Below are 19,273 nucleotides of genomic sequence, written 5' to 3'. Positions count from 1 at the left end.
GATCCCCAGTAATATGGTCAGTTCACCATGACCATATTACTGTACTCTTTACCTAACATTTTCAGTGCATTAGCGATATTCAGCCGCCTTAGTATTCCGGGCTCATGCCGCAGAACCTCAACCGCCAGCCTCACATAAGACAGGATCCTTTTGTCTTTTATACTGTTTGCCTGATAGCGCAGGTGGCGCTGCTTTTTCTCCGCCAGATACCCTGCCAGCCACATCACCAGACTCGCCATGGCCGCCACGACGCTCAGTACCGCCAGACGTCCATTGCCCTGGCTGCGGCTCAGCCTCAGTCCGAACCCGAAGCGCGGGCTTTTTTCATCCCGGAAGTTCTGCTCTATCTGCATCCGGCGACTGTACAGCGTCATTATCTGTGCTGGCTCCATACCTGCCACATTGCTGAACAGCAGCCACGGCTCCTGTGCGCTGCGACGATGCTCTCTCTGCGTTTTTGGCATTCCCCCTTTGCCGTGACGGCCTGCTCCCGGGCGTTTCTGCAGATAAAAGTGACCGTAACAGGGCGTGCGGGGTTTCCGGGCCAGGACGCCATAACCCACTCTTACCGGGTATTCGCCGGCATGAAGGTCGCTGATTTTCATCCAGCGTGTATCGCCGTCCATCCGGAAGCACACGAGCCCTCTGACCCGACCGACGAAGGACCAGCCCAGCAGACTGATGTGACGGAACCAGTCGGTGCGAAAGCCGGCATCGGTAATAATCGTGACCGCTTTTTCCGGCGGAACAGCCGCATGGAGGCGGTCGAGGAAGGCGCACTGTATCCTGCTGTTCTGGGCGAGTTCAGCCGGAACGACTTCGCTCATCAGCGGAAGTGAGCGGCCGTTACAGACCAGACTTGCGCGCAGCAGATGCCAGTTTTTATCAGGCCATCCGGTCCAGTCGACAGCAATAACGCAGAACGGCATGAGGGAGGTAATGGCACGGGTGAGCTGCATCTGGATACGGGGAAGGTCGCGGTGAAGGGCGGAGTTACCGAGGGCACGGTCGACCCGTTTGATTTTATTTTTGACGTGAGCGGAACCGGGAAGGGAGCGTCCGAGACTGGTCAGGGTGAGTTCAGCACCGTTGCAGAGCGCAACAGCCATGGAAGTGAGGACATTAATGCGGAAAGAATGAATCCCGCGTAAAGACGAGGAAAAGAATTTCTGGCACACTGTCTTTAAAGGCACGATGAGGTCTCTTCTGATTTGTTAGCGCAACCAGTAGATCACACTTCATCGTGCCTTTCACTTTTTCTGGGGATTCCTCAGCCCCGGGGGAGGGGGAGAAAACCGGTCGTAGCCCGGACAAAGACGCCGCAGCATCCGGGAAATCCCGACAACCAGCTTACAGCGGCTGTGTCTGCGCCTCTACCACCGCCAGCGCCACCATGTTAACGATACGCCTTACGGAGGCGATAGGCGTCAGGACATGCACCGGTTTCGATACGCCCATGAGCACCGGCCCCACCGTCACCCCCTCGGAGCTCGATACCCGTAGTAAGTTGTAACTAATACGGGCAGCCTCAACGTTTGGCATAATCAGGATATTCGCCGAGCCTTTCAGCGGACTGTCCGGCATACGTTCATGGCGGATACTCTCCACCAGCGCGGCGTCCCCGTGCATCTCCCCGTCAATCATCAGCTCGGGTGCACGCTCGCGCACCAGCTCCAGCGTTTCACGCATTTTCAGCGCAGCCAGCGATTTCGAGGAACCAAACTGCGAATGGGATAACAGCGCCACTCTCGGCTCGATACCAAAACGGCGCACAGTTTCTGCCGCCAGCAAGGTAATCTCCGCCAGTTGTTCAGCGCTGGGGTTCTCATTCACATAGGTATCGGCGATAAAGGTGTTCCCGCTGGGCAGCAACAACGCGTTCATCGCCCCGGCCGCATGCACGCCTTCGCGATAGCCGAAGATCTCCTGCACAACGCTAAAGTGTTCATGATAATCACCGATGGTGCCGCAGATCATTGCATCCGCTTCACCGCGGTGAACCATGATCGCGCCAATCACCGTGGTATCGCTGATCACCGCACGCTGCGCCTGTTCCTGAGAGATACCGCGCCGTTTCATGATGCTGTAATACTCGGTCCAGTACTCTTTGAAGCGAGGATCCGATTCATTGTTGACGATCTCAAAGTCAACGTTGGGTCGAATTTGCAGCCCCAGTTTTTGGATACGCATTTCGATCACGCCCGGACGGCCCACCAGAATCGGCTTCGCCAGCCCCAGAGTGATCAGCTCCTGCGTCGCATGCAGCACGCGCGGCTCTTCCCCTTCGGTCAACACAACGCGTTTTGGCTCTTTACGTGCCTGCGAGAAGATAGGCTTCATAAACAGGTTTGTTTTGTAGACAAACTCGGTGAGCTTATCGACATAGGCGTCAAAATCAGCGATCGGACGGGTTGCGACGCCGGAATCCATCGCCGCTTTTGCCACCGCGGGGGCGATCTTCACAATCAAACGCGGATCGAACGGTTTCGGGATCAGATAATCCGGGCCAAAGCTCAGATCCTGATCGCCATAGGCGGAGGCCACCACCTCACTCTGCTCGGCATGCGCCAGCTCGGCAATCGCATGTACCGCCGCCAGCTTCATCTCTTCGTTAATCGCCGTCGCACCCACATCCAGCGCACCACGGAAGATAAACGGGAAGCAGAGTACGTTGTTGACCTGGTTAGGGTAATCGGAACGGCCAGTACAGATGATCGCATCCGGGCGAACCTCTTTCGCCAGCGGCGGCAGAATTTCCGGTTCCGGGTTTGCCAGCGCCAGAATCAGCGGCTGACGCGCCATTTTTTTGACCATCTCCGGCGTCAGCACTTTCGGACCGGAACAGCCGAGGAAAATATCCGCGCCGTCAACCACATCTGCCAGCGTGCGTTTGCCGTCATCCTCCACGGCATAAGCCGCTTTGGTTTCCGCCATGTTCGCTTCACGGCCTTTGTAGATAACCCCTTTGGAGTCGCATACCACAATGTTGTGTTTCTGCATGCCCAGCGCCACCAGCAGGTTCATACAGGCGATTGCCGCCGCCCCTGCTCCGGAGACCACCATACGCACGTCAGACAGATTTTTCTCTACCACGCGCAGGCCGTTCAGAATGGCTGCGGTACTGATGATGGCCGTCCCGTGCTGGTCATCGTGAAAAACGGGAATGTTCATGCGTTCGCGCAGTTTTGCCTCAATATAGAAGCACTCTGGCGCTTTGATATCTTCCAGGTTGATGCCACCGAAGGTCGGCTCCAGCGCCGCCACCACATCGATCAGCTTGTCCGGATCATGCTCGTCGACTTCGATATCAAATACATCAATGCCGGCGAATTTCTTAAACAGAACGCCCTTGCCTTCCATCACCGGCTTCCCGGCGAGGGCGCCAATGTTACCCAGTCCAAGCACGGCGGTACCGTTTGAGACGACGGCAACCAGGTTGCCACGCGCCGTATACTTGTAAGCTGCCAGCGGATCTTTCTCGATTTCAAGACACGGAGCCGCAACACCCGGCGAGTAAGCCAGCGCCAGATCGCGCTGTGTGGCCAGGGGCTTCGTTGGAGACACCTGAATTTTCCCAGGATGCGGGAACTCGTGGAAATCGAGGGCACTTTGTTTGAGTTGGTCGTCCATTTGCTGTTCCTTAACGCGTATCTTTCAGATAATTGAAGCGTGATAACCGTCCTGATGCGCCGCATAGTATGCCCCCAGCCACGCCCGCAAACTTTGAACACAACCAAACTCTGACCAACCCATAACAAAAATTGCTATCAATTCATAACACCAATGTTACAACCCGTTGAAAGCAAGACACTCCCCGTCTGCTATGCTTTTTTGTTATGCACAACACGATTCCGATAACAACACTCTCGAAATCATTCTTATAACACCTTGCTTTTTAAGGAGTATTTTTCTATGAATTATTTAGACGGCATCAAACAGTTCACTACCGTGGTAGCCGATAGCGGCGATATTGAGTCCATTCGACATTATCAACCCGAAGACGCAACCACCAACCCCTCGCTACTACTGAAAGCAGCCGCGCTGGACCACTTTAAACACTTGATTGAAGACGCAATTGTCTATGGCAAAAGCCACGGCAAAACCCAGGAGCAGCAGGTAGCAGAAGCCTGCGACAAGCTGGCGGTAAATTTCGGTCAAGAAATTCTGAAAAGTATCCCCGGACGTGTTTCAACCGAAGTGGATGCCCGCCTCTCCTACGATAAAGAAAAAAGCGTCGCCAAAGCCCGCAAGCTGGTGCAGCTCTATGAGGAGTTAGGCATCGATAAATCACGCATCCTGATCAAACTGGCTTCAACCTGGGAAGGGATCCGCGCGGCGGAAATCCTCGAAAAAGAGGGGATCAAGTGCAACCTGACGCTGTTGTTCTCCTTCGCCCAGGCGCGTGCCTGTGCCGAAGCCGGGGTATTTTTAATCTCTCCATTTGTTGGACGTATCTACGACTGGTATCAGCAACGTAAACCCATGGACCCGTACGTGGTGGATGAAGACCCCGGCGTGAAATCCGTGCGGAATATCTACGATTATTTTAAACAGCATCGCTATGAGACCATCGTCATGGGCGCAAGCTTCCGTCGTACGGAACAGGTCCTGGCGCTGGCAGGCTGCGACAGACTGACTATTTCGCCCGACCTGCTCAAAGCCCTGCACGGCGAGGAAGGCGTTGTTGAACGCAAATTGGTTCCGCCGTCGCAAACCTTCCCGCGCCCTGAACCTCTGACCGAAGCGCAGTTCCGCTGGGAGCACAATCAGGACGCAATGGCGGTGGAGAAACTGTCGGACGGTATCCGCCAGTTCGCCGTTGACCAGCGCAAACTCGAAGATCTGATCGCCGCCAAATTTTAACCCTTAGCAAGGAGAGAGTTATGTCTCGTAAAGAGCTCGCCAATGCGATTCGCGCCCTGAGTATGGATGCGGTACAAAAAGCGAATTCCGGCCACCCTGGCGCCCCGATGGGGATGGCGGATATTGCCGAAGTCCTGTGGAACGACTTCTTAAAACATAATCCGACAGACCCGACCTGGTACGACCGTGACCGCTTTATTCTGTCTAACGGACACGCCTCCATGCTGCTCTATAGCTTGCTGCACTTAAGCGGTTATGACCTGTCGCTGGATGAGTTAAAAAACTTCCGCCAGCTACATTCGAAAACCCCGGGTCACCCGGAGATTGGCTATACACCAGGCGTCGAAACCACTACCGGTCCGCTTGGACAGGGGCTGGCGAACGCTGTCGGGCTGGCGATTGCTGAACGGACGCTCGCCGCACAGTTCAACCGCCCTGATCATGAGATTGTCGACCACTACACCTATGTGTTTATGGGCGATGGCTGTCTGATGGAGGGGATCTCGCATGAAGTCAGTTCGCTGGCGGGCACCCTGGGGCTCGGCAAACTGATCGGCTTTTACGATCACAACGGCATCTCAATTGATGGCGAAACTGAAGGCTGGTTTACCGACGATACGGCCAAACGTTTCGAGGCCTACCACTGGCATGTGGTACATGAAATCGACGGCCACGATCCCGAGGCGGTGAAAAAGGCCATTCTGGAAGCGCAAAGCGTTAAAGATAAACCGTCACTGATTATCTGTCGCACGGTCATTGGTTTCGGCTCCCCCAATAAGGCCGGGAAAGAAGAGTCCCATGGCGCTGCACTTGGGGAAGAAGAAGTCGCCTTAACCCGTCAGAAACTGGGCTGGAAATACCCGGCTTTTGAGATCCCAAAAGAGATCTATAAAGCATGGGACGCGCGCGAAAGCGGCGAGAAAGCGCAGCAGGCATGGAAGGAGAAATTTGCGGCCTATGAAAAGGCATACCCGGACCTGGCTGCGGAATTTAAACGTCGCCTGAGCGGTGGTCTGCCCGAAAACTGGGAACAAACCACCCAGGCGTATATTGAGAAACTGCAGGCGGAACCGGCAAAAATTGCCACCCGCAAAGCGTCACAAAATGCCCTGAATACGATTGGTCCGGTCCTGCCGGAACTGCTCGGTGGTTCCGCCGACCTTGCCCCCAGTAACCTGACGATCTGGTCGGGCTCCCACTCATTAAAAGAAGATCCAGCCGGGAATTACATCCACTACGGCGTGCGTGAATTCGGGATGACCGCCATCGCCAATGGCATCGCCCATCACGGCGGCTTTGTGCCGTACACCGCCACCTTCCTGATGTTTGTGGAGTATGCGCGCAACGCGGCACGTATGGCGGCGCTGATGAAAGCCCGACAAATCATGGTCTATACCCATGACTCTATCGGTCTGGGGGAGGATGGTCCAACTCACCAGGCGGTGGAGCAACTGGCCAGCCTGCGCCTGACACCGAATTTCAGTACCTGGCGCCCCTGCGATCAGGTCGAAGCTGCGGTTGGCTGGAAACTGGCGGTGGAACGCCACACCGGCCCGACGGCCTTAATTCTGTCCCGACAAAACCTGGCGCAAATGGACAGGACACCGGAGCAGGTTAAAGCAATCGCCAAAGGCGGTTATATCCTGAAAGATGCCGATGGTAAGCCGGATATCATCCTGATCGCCACCGGCTCTGAGGTTGAAATCACGGTAAAAGCGGCGGAAAAACTGACTCAGGAGGGGCATAAAGTCCGCGTGGTATCGCTGCCTTCAACCGATATTTTTGATGCTCAGGATGAGCAATACCGAGAGTCGGTCCTGCCTTCGGATGTCAGCGCCCGCGTTGCCGTTGAAGCCGGTATTGCCGACTACTGGTACAAATATGTCGGGCTGAAAGGCGCGATTGTCGGGATGACTGGCTACGGCGAATCCGCGCCTGCGGATAAGCTCTTCCCGTACTTCGGCTTCACCGTCGAGAATATTGTCGAAAAGGCAAAGCGCCTGCTGTAAACGCCTGATGCCTCACCCGCGGAGGTGAGGGATCCCCACCAAAAATGCGAGCACGAACGGTCCCCTCTCCCTTGAGGGAGAGGGCCTGGGTGAGGGGGAAAATGCGGCTCTGAGCGTCATTCATTACTCAGCCCACGGGGAGAGGGTGCAAACACTAAAAACGCCAACGTTTGTTGGCGTTTTGCTTTTTTAACGCGTGATCCACAGGGTGGGCCAGGCATCTGGTCCATGCCAGTTATCACATTCAGGCTCTTCGGCGTAACGCGTCAGGCGAAAGCGCTGACCATCAAAACGCCAACGTGTCATTACGCCGCAATCCGCTAACCCACGACCTTTGGCAAGCGTCGTCAACTCGCGGGTTTTCTCATCAAACCTGGCGTTCATCAATTCCAGTTCGTTGGTGCCGCGCGAAGGGGTAAATGGCAGGTGTAAGCGTAGCGGGCGTGAAGAGAACGGTTTTTCCCGCGAGACCATCCAGGCTAAATCCACCGTGTTGTACGCGCCTGCTTCGCAGTCAATAATCAACAGGGCTTTATCATCCGTTAACGCCGTGACCCGGACCTCCCGGCGCATGGGGTCAAGCGAGCACTGGCTGTTATTCATCCGCCAGTTGCCATAATCCAGTAAGTCATTGAGTTCTTGCTGCGTTAACGGTGAGGGGCTGGCGTCAGTCAGCGCGACTTCTTTAAGGGCCGGGGCCGGCGGTACACTCAGCGGTGGATCGTCCCCTTTTTTGATCCACGCCGTTTCGCTACCGACGCGTTTTTGCTGGGCATCAATAAACAGCAATGCCGCTTTTAGGCCAACCAGGGAAATCGTCCCCTTCCCGTCTTGCAAAGTGATCGCCTGGGCTTCCTGAATAGTTTGCAAAAAATCCGTAATGGTCTGTGCGTTATCGGTCATTAAATGCCAGGGAGTGATTTGCCAGCGTTGACCGACCAGCCCGAGCGGTTTGTCGTCCAGGCGCAGGCGTGGCGCAATGGGCGCCTCTTTTAAGGGGGGAAGTTCTTTGCCGCCCAGATCGATGCGCAAAGCAGCACTGGTCTGCGCCCCGGCACTGCGTCCCAGAGTCATGACGAGGCCATGGTGCTCACCCGTATTTCGTGCCACGCAGAAATTTTGATTATTACAGGTTACTTGCCAGTCGGAAAAAGCCTGCTGCGCGGGTGCAGCCCACAGGAAGGTCATCGGGCACACACCCAGAATGAAAGCAAGCAAAACGCGGTAACGCATGAATAAAACAGCCCCGGAAGAGAATCGCAACACACAACCCGCGTATCTTCGTGTTCCCGCGCCTGCCGCTCAATCGGATTTGTCGGATAGCTTTATCTAAAATTTATTTTTTAACCCTAGTAAAATCAATCCATTAGACCTGATGATTGCAAATATTGCAGTAAAATCACCGCCTTGCCGTCTCGTATCTCGCCGCTTTTCATCATCTCAAGGGCCTGCGCAAAGGGAAGTTCCAGCACTTCAATGTCTTCATCTTCGACACCGCCGCCATTATTTGCCCGGATGCTGTCGTCATAGCGGGCGATAAAGAAATGGACGATTTCGGTGACGCCGCCGGGGGACATATAAAGCTCGAATACCTTACGAACCTCACTCACTGCATATCCCGTCTCTTCAACGGCCTCTTTGCGAATGCACACTTCCGGTTCATCGTCGTCCAGCAGACCGGCGCAGGTTTCAATCAGGCGACCGTCTTCGTTACCGTTAACCCAGGTCGCGACGCGGAACTGGCGAATCAGGACCACGCTCTTTTTATCCGGGTTATACAGCAGAATAGTGGCGCCATTTCCCCTGTCATAAACCTCGCGTTTATGGCGAATCACGTCACCATTTTTGCGGGTCAAATCGTAGGTAATATTGCGAAGAATGAAATAGTTATCTGAAAGGACTTTATCTTTAATGACTTCTATGTTGAACGACATACCGACTCCACAACGTAATACGGTCACTCTCATATTACGCTGCGAAGTCTGTTTTGTCGCGACGGGTAATCAGTGGCCTTTCGGCGCTGTAACGCCCAGCCAGTCCATCATCCCCTGTGCAGCATGACGACCTTCCGCCATGGCTGTCACCACCAAATCTGCACCGCGAACCGCATCGCCACCGGCGAAGATTTTCGGGTTGCTGGTCTGATAACGGTATGCGCTGTTGACGTTCGCCGCGATACGGCCCCAGTCATCAACCTCCACGCCGTGCGTTTCCAGCCACGGCATGGAGTGCGGATTGAAACCAAAAGCCATGATGACGGCATCTGCTGGCATCACAAACTCGCTGCCCTCTATTGGTACCGGACGGCGACGCCCTTTCGCATCCGCTTCACCCAACTGCGTGCGTAGCAGGCGAACCCCCGTGACACTCCCCGATTCATCCAGCTCCAGGTTGATTGGCTGGACGTTAAACTCGAATTCAGCCCCCTCTTCCTTCGCGTTTTTTACCTCTTTTTTCGAGCCCGGCATATTGGCCTCATCGCGACGATAGGCGCAGGTCACTTTGCTGGCCCCGTGACGCAGCGATGTCCGTACACAGTCCATCGCCGTATCACCGCCACCCAGCACCACTACATTCAACCCGGCGGTGTTGATAAAGGGTTCTTCCGGCGAATCCGGTAGCCCCATCAGTTGTTTGGTGTTGGCGATGAGGAACGGCAGCGCGTCATAGACGCCAGGCGCATCTTCATTCGGTAAATTCGCTTTCATCGACCGGTACGTACCGACGCCGACAAACACGGCATCGTACTCTTCAAGCAAGGTGTCCAGGGTAATATCCCGGCCAATTTCGCAATTCAGTTCGAAGCGAATACCCATCGCGCTGAAAATTTCCCGGCGGCGCGCAAGCAGTGATTTATCCAGTTTGAAGGCCGGAATACCGAAAGTCAGCAGGCCGCCTATTTCCGGGTGACGATCAAACACAGTGGTACTCACGCCGTTGCGCGCCAGCACGTCGGCGCATGCCAGACCGGCAGGCCCCGCGCCAATGATCGCAATGCGTTTATCTACCGCAGCCACATGCTTAAGGTCAGGCCGCCACCCTTTTGCCAGCGCCTGGTCGGAAATGTAACGCTCAATATTGCCGATAGTGACCGAGCCGTAGTCGTCGCGAACGGTACACGCCCCCTCGCACAGACGATCCTGCGGACAGACGCGCCCGGTGATTTCCGGTAAGCAGTTCGTCTGATGCGATAACTCAACGGCTGCGGTGATATCCCCGGCTTTTACACGTTCAATCCACTGGGGAATATGGTTGTGCAGCGGGCAGGTCCATTCACAGACGCTGTGCTCACCGCATTTCAGGCAACGCTCCGCTTCCCGCTGAGCCTGATCGGCGCGGAACGGCAGATAGATTTCAGCAAATCCGGTTTTGCGCGCCGCCAGCGCCAGCTTATCGGGCTCTCCACGCGGCGACGTTTTGAGCATCTGTTTGACCTTGCGATCGTTAAATGCCGGGACCAGCGCCGCCATACTGTGCCACGGTTGAGCTTCCTGGCTGGCCGCACGTAAACGGCGCGCCTTCGCCAGGTCTGCCAGATCATCTCGGCTCACGACCTGAATAGCGTCTGCCGGGCAGTTTTGCGCACAGGCGGGGCCTTCAGCGCGATCGACACAGAGATCACATTTGTGTGCCGTGGCTTTTACCATGCCATTGCCGACCGGCGTGACAAGGATCTGCATGGTGCCGAAGGGGCACGCCACCGCACAGGATTTACAACCGATGCATTTATCCTGGTTAACTTGCACCGAATCATTTACACGACTAATTGCGCCGTTCGGACAACTGCGGGCACAAGGAGCGGCTTCACAATGGTGACATGTTACCGCGCTGCGCTGGCGTTTATTCTTTACGACCGTAATTCGGGGATGAAAATGTTCGTGGCTTAAAACGTGTTGTTCCTGGTTATGTGCCATTACACAGGCCACTTCACAGGCGCGACACCCTATACATTGTTGGCTGTTAGCCATAATAAAACGATTCATGGCAGTCTTCTTTTCTGGTTTAATAAACCTTATTTTTTATATGAACAATGTATTTACCTGGGCTGTTCAGCGCAGGCAATGTACATTTGCCCAGAAGCGTTACTTAATTGTCACGCGCATGTTGCAGATCAATTTATCGTGGCATAAATAAAAATTAGTCTCATTTGATGAGCCGTCCGGCGATGCCATTTCGTCCGCCACCCTTGGATAGCGGGAATTGCTGTTGTGACTGTAAAACAACCTGTTTCATCCAGCCTTGCCAGAGCCTTTTTTTATATCGTCTTGCTTTCGCTGCTCTCCACGGGCGCGGCGCTAATGACGCTTGCCAGCAGCTTGCGCGATGCGGAAGCCGTTAATATCGCCGGTTCTCTGCGTATGCAAAGCTATCGTCTGGGGTATGACCTGGAACGCGGCTCCGCGGAATTAAATGCACATCGCCAAATCTATCAGCAATCGCTTAACTCACCGGTTTTACGCACGTTAAACCGCTGGTATGTACCTGAAATTGTTGGGCAGCGCTATGCGCAATTACAGGAAAGCTGGCAGGAGATGAATGCCCGATTAGGCACAGCCGACACGGTCTGGTATCAGCATAATATTCAGCAATATGTCGATAACATCGACCAGTTTGTTCTGGCGCTACAACACTATTCGGAACGGAAAATGTGGCTGGTGTTGGGTATCTCGCTCATCGGCGCGATGGGGATTTTCCTGCTGGTCTTTTTTACGCTACGGCGCATTCGCCAGCAGGTCGTTAACCCCCTTGCGCAACTGATGGTGGCCAGCCAGGAGATTCAGCAAGGACATTTTACCTATCCGTCACTCAATACCCATCTGGATAACGAATTGGGGCTGCTGGCGTCCACGTTTGACCGAATGTCTGGTGAATTGCACAAACTCTACCGCACACTCGAAGCCCAGGTCGCAGAGAAGACGTATGACCTGCAGGAAGCCCACCGTCGCCTCGAAGTGTTGTATCAATGTTCGCAGGCGCTCAACACCAGCCAGATCGACGTTATGTGTTTTCGCCACATTCTGCAGATAGTCTATGAGCACGAAGCGGCAAGCTATCTGGAGTTAACAATGGGCGATCACTGGTCCATTCATCACGGTGAGGCGCAGGAAGACCTTCCGGTTAACGTGTTACCCGTCAGCATGCAAGAGAGCGTTTTTGGCGAATTACGCTGGCAAAGCGTCAATGCCCAGGCTTCCACGCCATTACTGCAAAGCGTGGCCACGATTATGGGGCGCGGGTTCTATTTTAATCAGGCGCAAAAACAGCACCAGCAACTGATTCTGATGGAAGAGCGCGCCACCATCGCCATGGAACTTCATGATTCGCTGGCCCAGGTGCTTTCTTATCTGCGTATTCAACTGGCATTGCTCAAACGAGCAGTGCCCGAGGACAACGCACCCGCCCAGACCATCATCACCGATTTTTCCCGTGCCCTGAACGATGCCTGGCGTCAGTTGCGGGAATTACTGGCGACCTTCCGCCTGACGGTTTCCCAAAGCGATCTGCCCGCCGTTCTGAATGAAGCAATGGCGCTTCTCCAGAGCCAGACGACCGCGAAGCTCGAGCTGGATTGCCGCCTGCCAACGCTTATGCTGGATGCACAGCAGCAGGTAAACATCTTGCAGATAGTGCGCGAAGCGGTGATCAACGCGATTAAACATGCCGACGCCAGTACCATCACCGTCAGTTGCGTTACGGACCCGGACGATCAGTATTCAGTTTATATTCGCGATAATGGAAAAGGCATCGGCACGACCGATGAACCTCAGGGACATTACGGATTGAATATTATGCGCGAACGAGCAAGCCGTCTTGGCGGCACGCTCAACTTTGCGCGCCCGCCTGGCGGTGGGACATTAGTCGAACTGCGTTTCCCGGCGCCGCGTACGCTTAAAAGCCAGCAAACGTAAGGAAAAGAAAAGAATTTCTGAAACGGATGCAGCAAAACGGGGATAAAGGAGACACAGCATAATTGTGCCTTGAAAAAGCATGATAATTTACATTATCTCCTTTTTTTCTCCACGTTTGCTTTATCTGTTCCCGCTACATTGAGCACACATTCATTGATTTCAGCAATGTCAAAATAACAATGCGCAGCAAAACAACGAGGTCTTGTTTCTGATGGCGAATTTTTTTATTGATCGCCCCATTTTTGCGTGGGTACTGGCGATCCTGATCTGTTTAACCGGAACCCTTGCCATTATTTCTCTGCCAGTGGAGCAATACCCTAATCTGGCTCCACCCAATGTCCGTATTACCGCCAACTACCCAGGCGCATCTGCCCAGACGCTGGAAAATACCGTGACGCAGGTTATTGAGCAGAACATGACCGGCCTCGATAATCTGATGTACATGTCATCACAAAGCAGCAGTGCCGGGCAGGCCACGATTACACTCAGTTTCACCGCCGGTACGGACCCCGACGAGGCCGTGCAGCAGGTACAAAACCAGTTACAGTCTGCTCTGCGTAAACTCCCCCAGGCCGTTCAGAACCAGGGGGTAACGGTAAGAAAAACCGGTGACACCAACATCCTGACGCTGGCGTTTGTCTCTACCGACGGCTCGATGGATAAACAAGATATCGCCGACTATGTCGCCAGTAATATTCAGGATCCCATAAGCCGCGTGAATGGTGTTGGCGATATCGATGCCTACGGTTCACAGTATGCTATGCGTATCTGGCTCGACCCGGCGAAGCTTAACAGCTACCAGATGACCACTGACGATGTGACCAGCGCGATTAAATCCCAGAACGCCCAGGTCGCCGTTGGTCAGCTCGGCGGCTCACCTTCGGTAGACCGTCAGGCGCTGAACGCCTCGATTAACTCACAATCGCTACTCCAGACACCGCAGCAGTTTCGAAATATCACGTTGCGCGTTAATCAGGATGGTTCCGAAGTGCGCCTTGGCGATGTCGCCGAGGTTGAACTGGGTGCTGAGAAATATGACTTCCTGAGCCGCTTTAACGGGCTTGCCGCCTCCGGGCTTGGGATTAAGCTGGCCTCCGGTGCGAATGAGATGGCGACCTCGGAATTAGTGCTAAAACGTCTGGATGAGCTGTCGCAATATTTTCCGCATGGCCTGGAATATCGGGTCGCCTACGAGACAACCTCTTTCGTTAAAGAATCCATTATCGATGTGGTGAAAACGCTGCTGGAAGCTATCGCGCTGGTCTTCCTCGTGATGTATCTCTTTTTGCAGAATTTCCGCGCAACGCTCATCCCGACGATTGCCGTGCCGGTGGTGTTAATGGGGACCTTCGCCGTTCTCTACGCCTTTGGCTATAGCATCAACACCCTCACCATGTTTGCGATGGTCCTCGCCATCGGCCTTCTGGTGGACGACGCGATTGTCGTGGTGGAAAACGTCGAACGTATCATGAGCGAGGAAGGCCTGTCGCCCAGAGAAGCGACGCGGAAATCGATGGCGCAAATCCAGGGTGCGCTGGTGGGTATCGCGATGGTGCTTTCGGCGGTATTTGTCCCGATGGCGTTTTTTGGCGGTACCACCGGGGCGATTTATCGTCAGTTCTCCATCACTATCGTTTCCGCTATGGTGTTATCCGTGCTGGTGGCGATGATCCTCACACCTGCCCTGTGCGCCACGCTGCTTAAACCTCTGCATAAAGGCGAGCACCACGGGGAAAGAGGTTTCTTCGGCGCGTTTAACCGCATGTTTAACCGCAACGCCGACCGTTACGAAAATGGCGTGGCGAAAATTCTGCACCGCAGCCTGCGCTGGATCCTGCTCTACGTTTTGTTGCTGGGCGGCATGGTGTTTTTATTCCTGCGCCTGCCAACGTCTTTTTTACCGCTTGAAGATCGCGGGATGTTTCTGGCATCGGTACAACTGCCGAGCGGCGCGACGCAGCAGCAGACGCTGAAAGTGGTGCAAAAGGTTGAAGATTACTTCTTCAAAAACGAGAAAAACAATGTCGCGTCCGTCTTCGCCACCGTTGGTTCCGGCCCCGGCGGGAACGGCCAGAACGTCGCACGTATGTTTGTGCGTCTGAAAGACTGGGGCGAACGCGATCCGAAAACCGGCAGTTCCTTTGCCATCATTGAGCGTGCCACCAAAGCGTTTCGCCAAATCAATGAAGCCCGCGTTATTGCCAGCAGTCCGCCGGCAATCAGTGGCCTGGGCAGCTCCGCCGGTTTCGATATGGAATTACAGGATCACGCGGGGGCCGGGCACGATGCGCTGATGGCGGCGCGCGACAAACTGATTCAAATGACCGACAACAATAAAATGCTGACGCGCGTGCGTCACAACGGCCTCGATGACAGCCCGCAATTACAGGTCGATATCGATCAGCGTAAAGCTCAGGCGCTGGGGGTCTCAATTGATGATATCAACGACACGCTGCAAACTGCGTGGGGTTCGAGTTATGTGAATGACTTTATGGATCGCGGCCGCGTGAAGAAAGTCTACGTTCAGTCAGCGGCAAAATACCGCATGCTGCCGAGCGACATTAATCTTTGGTATGTGCGTAACAGCAGCGGCGGTATGGTGCCCTTCTCCGCCTTTGCCACCTCGCACTGGGAAACCGGCTCCCCGCGTCTGGAACGTTATAACGGCTATGCGGCAGTAGAGATTGTCGGTGAAGCGGCACCGGGTATCAGTACCGGCACCGCCATGGATACCATGGAAAAACTGGTTAGCCAGATTCCCGGCGGTTTCGGTCTGGAGTGGACGGCCATGTCCTATCAGGAGCGCTTATCAGGCTCACAGGCACCGGCGCTCTATGCGATTTCTCTGCTGGTGGTGTTCCTCTGCCTGGCCGCGCTATATGAAAGCTGGTCAGTGCCGTTCTCGGTGATGCTGGTCGTACCGCTCGGGGTGATTGGCGCGCTGCTCGCCACCTGGATGCGCGGGCTGGAAAATGACGTCTACTTCCAGGTAGGTCTGCTGACGGTTATCGGGCTATCGGCGAAGAACGCCATCCTGATTGTCGAGTTCGCCAACGAAATGAACCAGAAAGGCCAGGATCTGCTGTCGGCCACACTGCACGCCTGCCGTCAGCGTCTGCGCCCGATTCTGATGACCTCTCTTGCCTTTGTCTTTGGCGTTTTGCCGATGGCAACCAGTACCGGCGCAGGCTCCGGTAGCCAACATGCGGTGGGTACCGGGGTAATGGGCGGGATGATTTCAGCAACCGTGCTGGCAATCTTTTTTGTTCCTCTGTTCTTTGTGCTGGTCAGACGGCGCTTCCCGCTGAAAGAACGTCAGGAATAATGAGCAAACAAAAAGGCGGCCTGTTAAGGTCGCCTTTTATTGCGTGATTAATTTCACACTTTTATCGTTTTAAGCAATCACTGCTTTTATGATTCTTCTGGAATTATTTACGAAGCATGCCTTCGATAAAGTCTTTCCAGTTCCCCAGTTCATGTTCAATCATAACTACCTCTCTTATTATTGTGCTTATTCTACGAGAATCCGACATCGCTGTGAAGATATTTCAACCAATTGCTTTGATTGGTCTCTCATAGTATTTGCATTGACGAAATAACTATGCTCCAGAATTTGGCTATTTAATGTGAGCGATAGCAATATTCGGAAACATTTAGTTCAAACCCTGATGTACCCCGGCCTGTAGCGTCATCAAGGTGTAGTCAGAACGTATCTTTGAAGTAGCTAATAAGATGATTTTTTGCCATCAGGTGAAATTTTTGTTTATTTAACAAGCTGGGCAGGCTCGTAAATGACATCATTTTCACATTATTAATTATCACCCTTAGTATTTCTTTAAACTCGTACATATTGCTGATGGCAAACCCTGGCAGGTAAATTTAATAACAGGAAGTATGATTACCCTGCGAATGAAATGATATTATATGTTTATTCGCCCATTATTATTCTAATTTTTTGGGCAATTAACCAAAGATAAGACAAAAGGATTCACCATGCTTACTCTGTTTGGCATCAAAAACTGCGACACCATCAAAAAAGCCCGCCGCTGGCTGGAAGCCCATCAGGTTGATTATCGTTTTCACGATTACCGCGTAGACGGTCTTGATGCCGATCTGTTGCAGCAATTTATTGCGGAACTGGGGTGGGAAGCGCTGCTCAATACCCGGGGTACCACCTGGCGCAAACTGGATGAATCGCTGCGTGCAACCATTACAAACGCGGATTCCGCAGCCACGCTGATGTTAGAAATGCCGGCAATTATCAAACGCCCATTGCTCTGTGCGCCCGGTAAGCCTATGCTGCTGGGTTTCAATGAATCCAGTTATGAGACGTTTATCAACGAGGTGTAGTTTATGTCGTGCCCGGTTATTGAGCTGACGCAACAGCTTATTCGTCGCCCTTCTCTGAGCCCCGATGACGCAGGGTGTCAGGCGTTAATGATCGAACGTCTTCGCGCCATCGGTTTTACCATTGAGCCGATGAATTTTGGCGACACACAGAATTTCTGGGCATGGCGTGGACAGGGTGAAACATTGGCCTTCGCCGGACACACTGACGTTGTGCCTTCCGGGGATGCTGACCGCTGGATCAACCCGCCGTTTGAACCCACTATCCGCGATGGCATGCTGTTTGGTCGCGGCGCGGCCGACATGAAAGGCTCGCTGGCGGCCATGGTTGTCGCCGCTGAACGTTTTGTTGCGACTCACCCCAGGCACAAAGGCCGTCTGGCGTTTCTGATCACCTCTGACGAAGAGGCCAGCGCCGCCAACGGTACAGTGAAAGTCGTTGAAGCCTTAATGGCGCGCAACGAACGCCTGGACTACTGCCTGGTGGGTGAACCCTCCAGTACCGAAGTGGTGGGCGATGTGGTCAAAAATGGTCGTCGCGGTTCGCTGACCTGCAATTTAACCATTCACGGCGTGCAGGGGCATGTTGCTTATCCGCATCTCGCCGATAACCCGGTACACCGCGCGGCGCCCATGCTCAATGAGCTGGTGGCGATCGAATGGGATCAGGGTAATGAATATTTCCCGCCGACCAGCATGCAGGTGGCGAACATTCAGGCAGGCACCGGCAGTAACAACGTGATCCCAGGCGATCTCTATCTACAGTTCAATTTCCGCTTTAGCACCGAACTTACCGATGGGATGATCAAAGAACGCGTTGCCGCACTGCTGGAGAAACATCAGTTGCGCTACACCATTGACTGGTGGCTCTCTGGTCAGCCGTTCCTGACCGGTCGGGGTAAGCTGGTTGATGCGGTGGTTAATGCCGTTGAGCACTATAATGAGATTAAACCGCAGTTGTTAACCACTGGCGGCACATCAGATGGTCGCTTTATTGCGCGTATGGGCGCGCAGGTCGTGGAACTGGGGCCGGTTAACGCCACCATTCATAAAATCAATGAATGTGTGAATGCGGCGGATTTGCAGCTACTCGCCCGCATGTATCAACGCATTATGGAACAACTCATCGCCTGACGGGGAGGAACGCATGGAATGGTTCGCGAAATACTGGTGGATTCTGGTGCTGGTTTTTTTACTCGGCGTACTGCTGAATGTGATCAAAGACCTTAAACGCGTCGATCACAAAAAATTTCTGGCTAACAAACCGGACCTGCCACCGCATCGTGATTTTAACGATAAGTGGGATGATGAGGACGACTGGCCGAAGAAAGACCAGAAGAAGTAATCCCGCCCGATCTGCCCGGCTGCGTCATGAGCCGGGCACGTTTTTATTAGATCAATTCAATAATGTCATCGTCGTCCGGTTTACCGCCACTCAGCGCTTCATCGAAATAGTGCTTCGGTACGGTATAACGCAGGTGATCGAGGGCGAATTGTAAACTGCGATCATCGATCGCATGCCCTAAATCCTCCACAATATCGAGCGTCACATCGCCACCTGCACGCAGCAACGCGTCCTGCGCCGCAACCGCATGGGCCAAATCAATGACGCGATCTTCACCACCGTGAATCAGGTGAATGGTTGATGCCGTCGAGGCCGTCTGCGGCAGACTGGCGTAACGTCCATTAAAGGCGATCACGCGGGATGCCAAATCGGGCTGCGCTTTCACCCCCTCCAGTGCCATGATGGAGCCTTGAGAAAAACCAATCAGGGCGGTGGCCTGTGCGTTTACGCCGCTTTGCTGCTGCCAGTAGCGAACCGTTTCAATAAATACCGGCATAATGGCATCAATGCGTGCCTGGCGGTTTTCTTCGGTAACACCCTGCACGGAGAACCACTGACGCCCCGTTGGACCGCAGGGTTCCACGCCCCCAATGCTGACAATCATCGCCTCAGGAAACAGCGGTGCGAAGTAGCTGCCGATCTGCCCCATATTCGCCGGGTTATCGCCAACGCCATGAAAGAAAAGCAGTAACTGTTTCGCGGCGCCTGCCGGTTGTTGAACAACAAAATGGTCATGTTTCATGGCGGTCTCCTTAATTCGTTGCCTGCAGTTTACGCCGGGGAGGAATAATCACCATGCC

General features: G+C 54.0%; 14 protein-coding genes. 7 read left to right on the top strand and 7 right to left on the bottom strand.

Features of this window, described 5'->3' with window-relative positions; all coding sequences use genetic code 11:
- Nucleotides 1-17: 17 nt before the first annotated feature.
- Together MRY16398_RS07390 and maeB are read right to left on the bottom strand one after the other, a co-directional pair.
- Complete coding sequence (locus MRY16398_RS07390) at nucleotides 18-1,193, bottom strand: IS4 family transposase (RefSeq protein ID WP_125124097.1); 1,176 nt, start codon at nucleotides 1,191-1,193, stop codon at nucleotides 18-20.
- A 157-nt stretch (nucleotides 1,194-1,350) separates the two neighbouring features.
- A complete protein-coding gene (gene maeB / locus MRY16398_RS07385; RefSeq protein WP_071193722.1) occupies nucleotides 1,351-3,630 on the bottom strand; it encodes an NADP-dependent oxaloacetate-decarboxylating malate dehydrogenase in 2,280 nt (759 codons plus the stop codon).
- 282 nt (nucleotides 3,631-3,912) lie between these two features.
- Between maeB and tal the strand changes: the two genes are divergently transcribed.
- Nucleotides 3,913-4,863 (top strand): transaldolase, encoded by a 951-nt coding sequence (gene tal, locus MRY16398_RS07380; RefSeq protein ID WP_039079722.1) that lies wholly within the window; start codon nucleotides 3,913-3,915, stop codon nucleotides 4,861-4,863.
- Nucleotides 4,864-4,883: 20 nt separating this feature from the next.
- The gene (tkt, locus tag MRY16398_RS07375; protein ID WP_079496185.1) at nucleotides 4,884-6,872 is read left to right on the top strand and encodes a transketolase; all 1,989 of its coding nucleotides are present in this window, start codon (nucleotides 4,884-4,886) and stop codon (nucleotides 6,870-6,872) included.
- Between the two features lie 189 nt (nucleotides 6,873-7,061).
- Here tkt and MRY16398_RS07370 read toward each other — a convergent pair whose 3' ends face one another.
- The 3 genes from MRY16398_RS07370 to aegA all read right to left on the bottom strand — a co-directional run bounded on the left by MRY16398_RS07370 (nucleotide 7,062) and on the right by aegA (nucleotide 10,855).
- The gene (locus MRY16398_RS07370; protein WP_125124096.1) at nucleotides 7,062-8,105 is read right to left on the bottom strand and encodes a DUF1176 domain-containing protein; all 1,044 of its coding nucleotides are present in this window, start codon (nucleotides 8,103-8,105) and stop codon (nucleotides 7,062-7,064) included.
- 125 nt (nucleotides 8,106-8,230) lie between these two features.
- The gene (nudK, locus tag MRY16398_RS07365) at nucleotides 8,231-8,806 is read right to left on the bottom strand and encodes a GDP-mannose pyrophosphatase NudK (RefSeq protein ID WP_039079719.1); all 576 of its coding nucleotides are present in this window, start codon (nucleotides 8,804-8,806) and stop codon (nucleotides 8,231-8,233) included.
- Nucleotides 8,807-8,875: 69 nt separating this feature from the next.
- Nucleotides 8,876-10,855 carry a formate-dependent uric acid utilization protein AegA gene (gene aegA / locus MRY16398_RS07360; RefSeq protein WP_125124095.1) on the bottom strand — a complete coding sequence of 660 codons (1,980 nt, stop codon included), beginning with the start codon at nucleotides 10,853-10,855 and terminating at the stop codon, nucleotides 8,876-8,878.
- Between the two features lie 225 nt (nucleotides 10,856-11,080).
- On the opposite strand from aegA, the gene narQ reads away from it, so the two are divergent.
- Together narQ and acrD are read left to right on the top strand one after the other, a co-directional pair.
- The gene (gene narQ / locus MRY16398_RS07355; protein WP_079496181.1) at nucleotides 11,081-12,781 is read left to right on the top strand and encodes a nitrate/nitrite two-component system sensor histidine kinase NarQ; all 1,701 of its coding nucleotides are present in this window, start codon (nucleotides 11,081-11,083) and stop codon (nucleotides 12,779-12,781) included.
- 211 nt (nucleotides 12,782-12,992) lie between these two features.
- Nucleotides 12,993-16,106, top strand: a complete 3,114-nt coding sequence (gene acrD, locus MRY16398_RS07350) for a multidrug efflux RND transporter permease AcrD (RefSeq protein WP_107223195.1) — start codon at nucleotides 12,993-12,995, stop codon at nucleotides 16,104-16,106.
- Nucleotides 16,107-16,209: 103 nt separating this feature from the next.
- Here acrD and ypfM read toward each other — a convergent pair whose 3' ends face one another.
- A complete protein-coding gene (ypfM, locus tag MRY16398_RS07345) occupies nucleotides 16,210-16,269 on the bottom strand; it encodes a protein YpfM (protein ID WP_100181659.1) in 60 nt (19 codons plus the stop codon).
- 505 nt (nucleotides 16,270-16,774) lie between these two features.
- On the opposite strand from ypfM, the gene MRY16398_RS07340 reads away from it, so the two are divergent.
- From MRY16398_RS07340 to MRY16398_RS07330, 3 genes are read left to right on the top strand one after another with little or no spacing between them, the layout of a single operon-like run.
- Complete coding sequence (locus MRY16398_RS07340) at nucleotides 16,775-17,131, top strand: ArsC family reductase (RefSeq protein ID WP_110294609.1); 357 nt, start codon at nucleotides 16,775-16,777, stop codon at nucleotides 17,129-17,131.
- A gap of 3 nt (nucleotides 17,132-17,134) precedes the next feature.
- Nucleotides 17,135-18,262 carry a succinyl-diaminopimelate desuccinylase gene (gene dapE / locus MRY16398_RS07335; RefSeq protein ID WP_039079714.1) on the top strand — a complete coding sequence of 376 codons (1,128 nt, stop codon included), beginning with the start codon at nucleotides 17,135-17,137 and terminating at the stop codon, nucleotides 18,260-18,262.
- Between the two features lie 13 nt (nucleotides 18,263-18,275).
- Entirely contained in the window at nucleotides 18,276-18,473 is a 198-nt protein-coding gene (locus tag MRY16398_RS07330) for a YpfN family protein (protein ID WP_039079713.1), read from the top strand.
- A 46-nt stretch (nucleotides 18,474-18,519) separates the two neighbouring features.
- Here the strand turns inward: MRY16398_RS07330 and ypfH are convergent, their stop codons facing one another.
- Entirely contained in the window at nucleotides 18,520-19,215 is a 696-nt protein-coding gene (ypfH, locus tag MRY16398_RS07325) for an esterase (protein ID WP_039079712.1), read from the bottom strand.
- Nucleotides 19,216-19,273 lie beyond the last annotated feature (58 nt).

Source organism: Phytobacter sp. MRY16-398 (genome assembly GCF_003925915.1).
Classification (GTDB): Bacteria; Pseudomonadota; Gammaproteobacteria; order Enterobacterales; family Enterobacteriaceae; genus Phytobacter; species Phytobacter diazotrophicus.
Note: the sequence above shows the minus strand (reverse complement) of the source record. Positions and strands in the feature narration are given on the sequence as shown.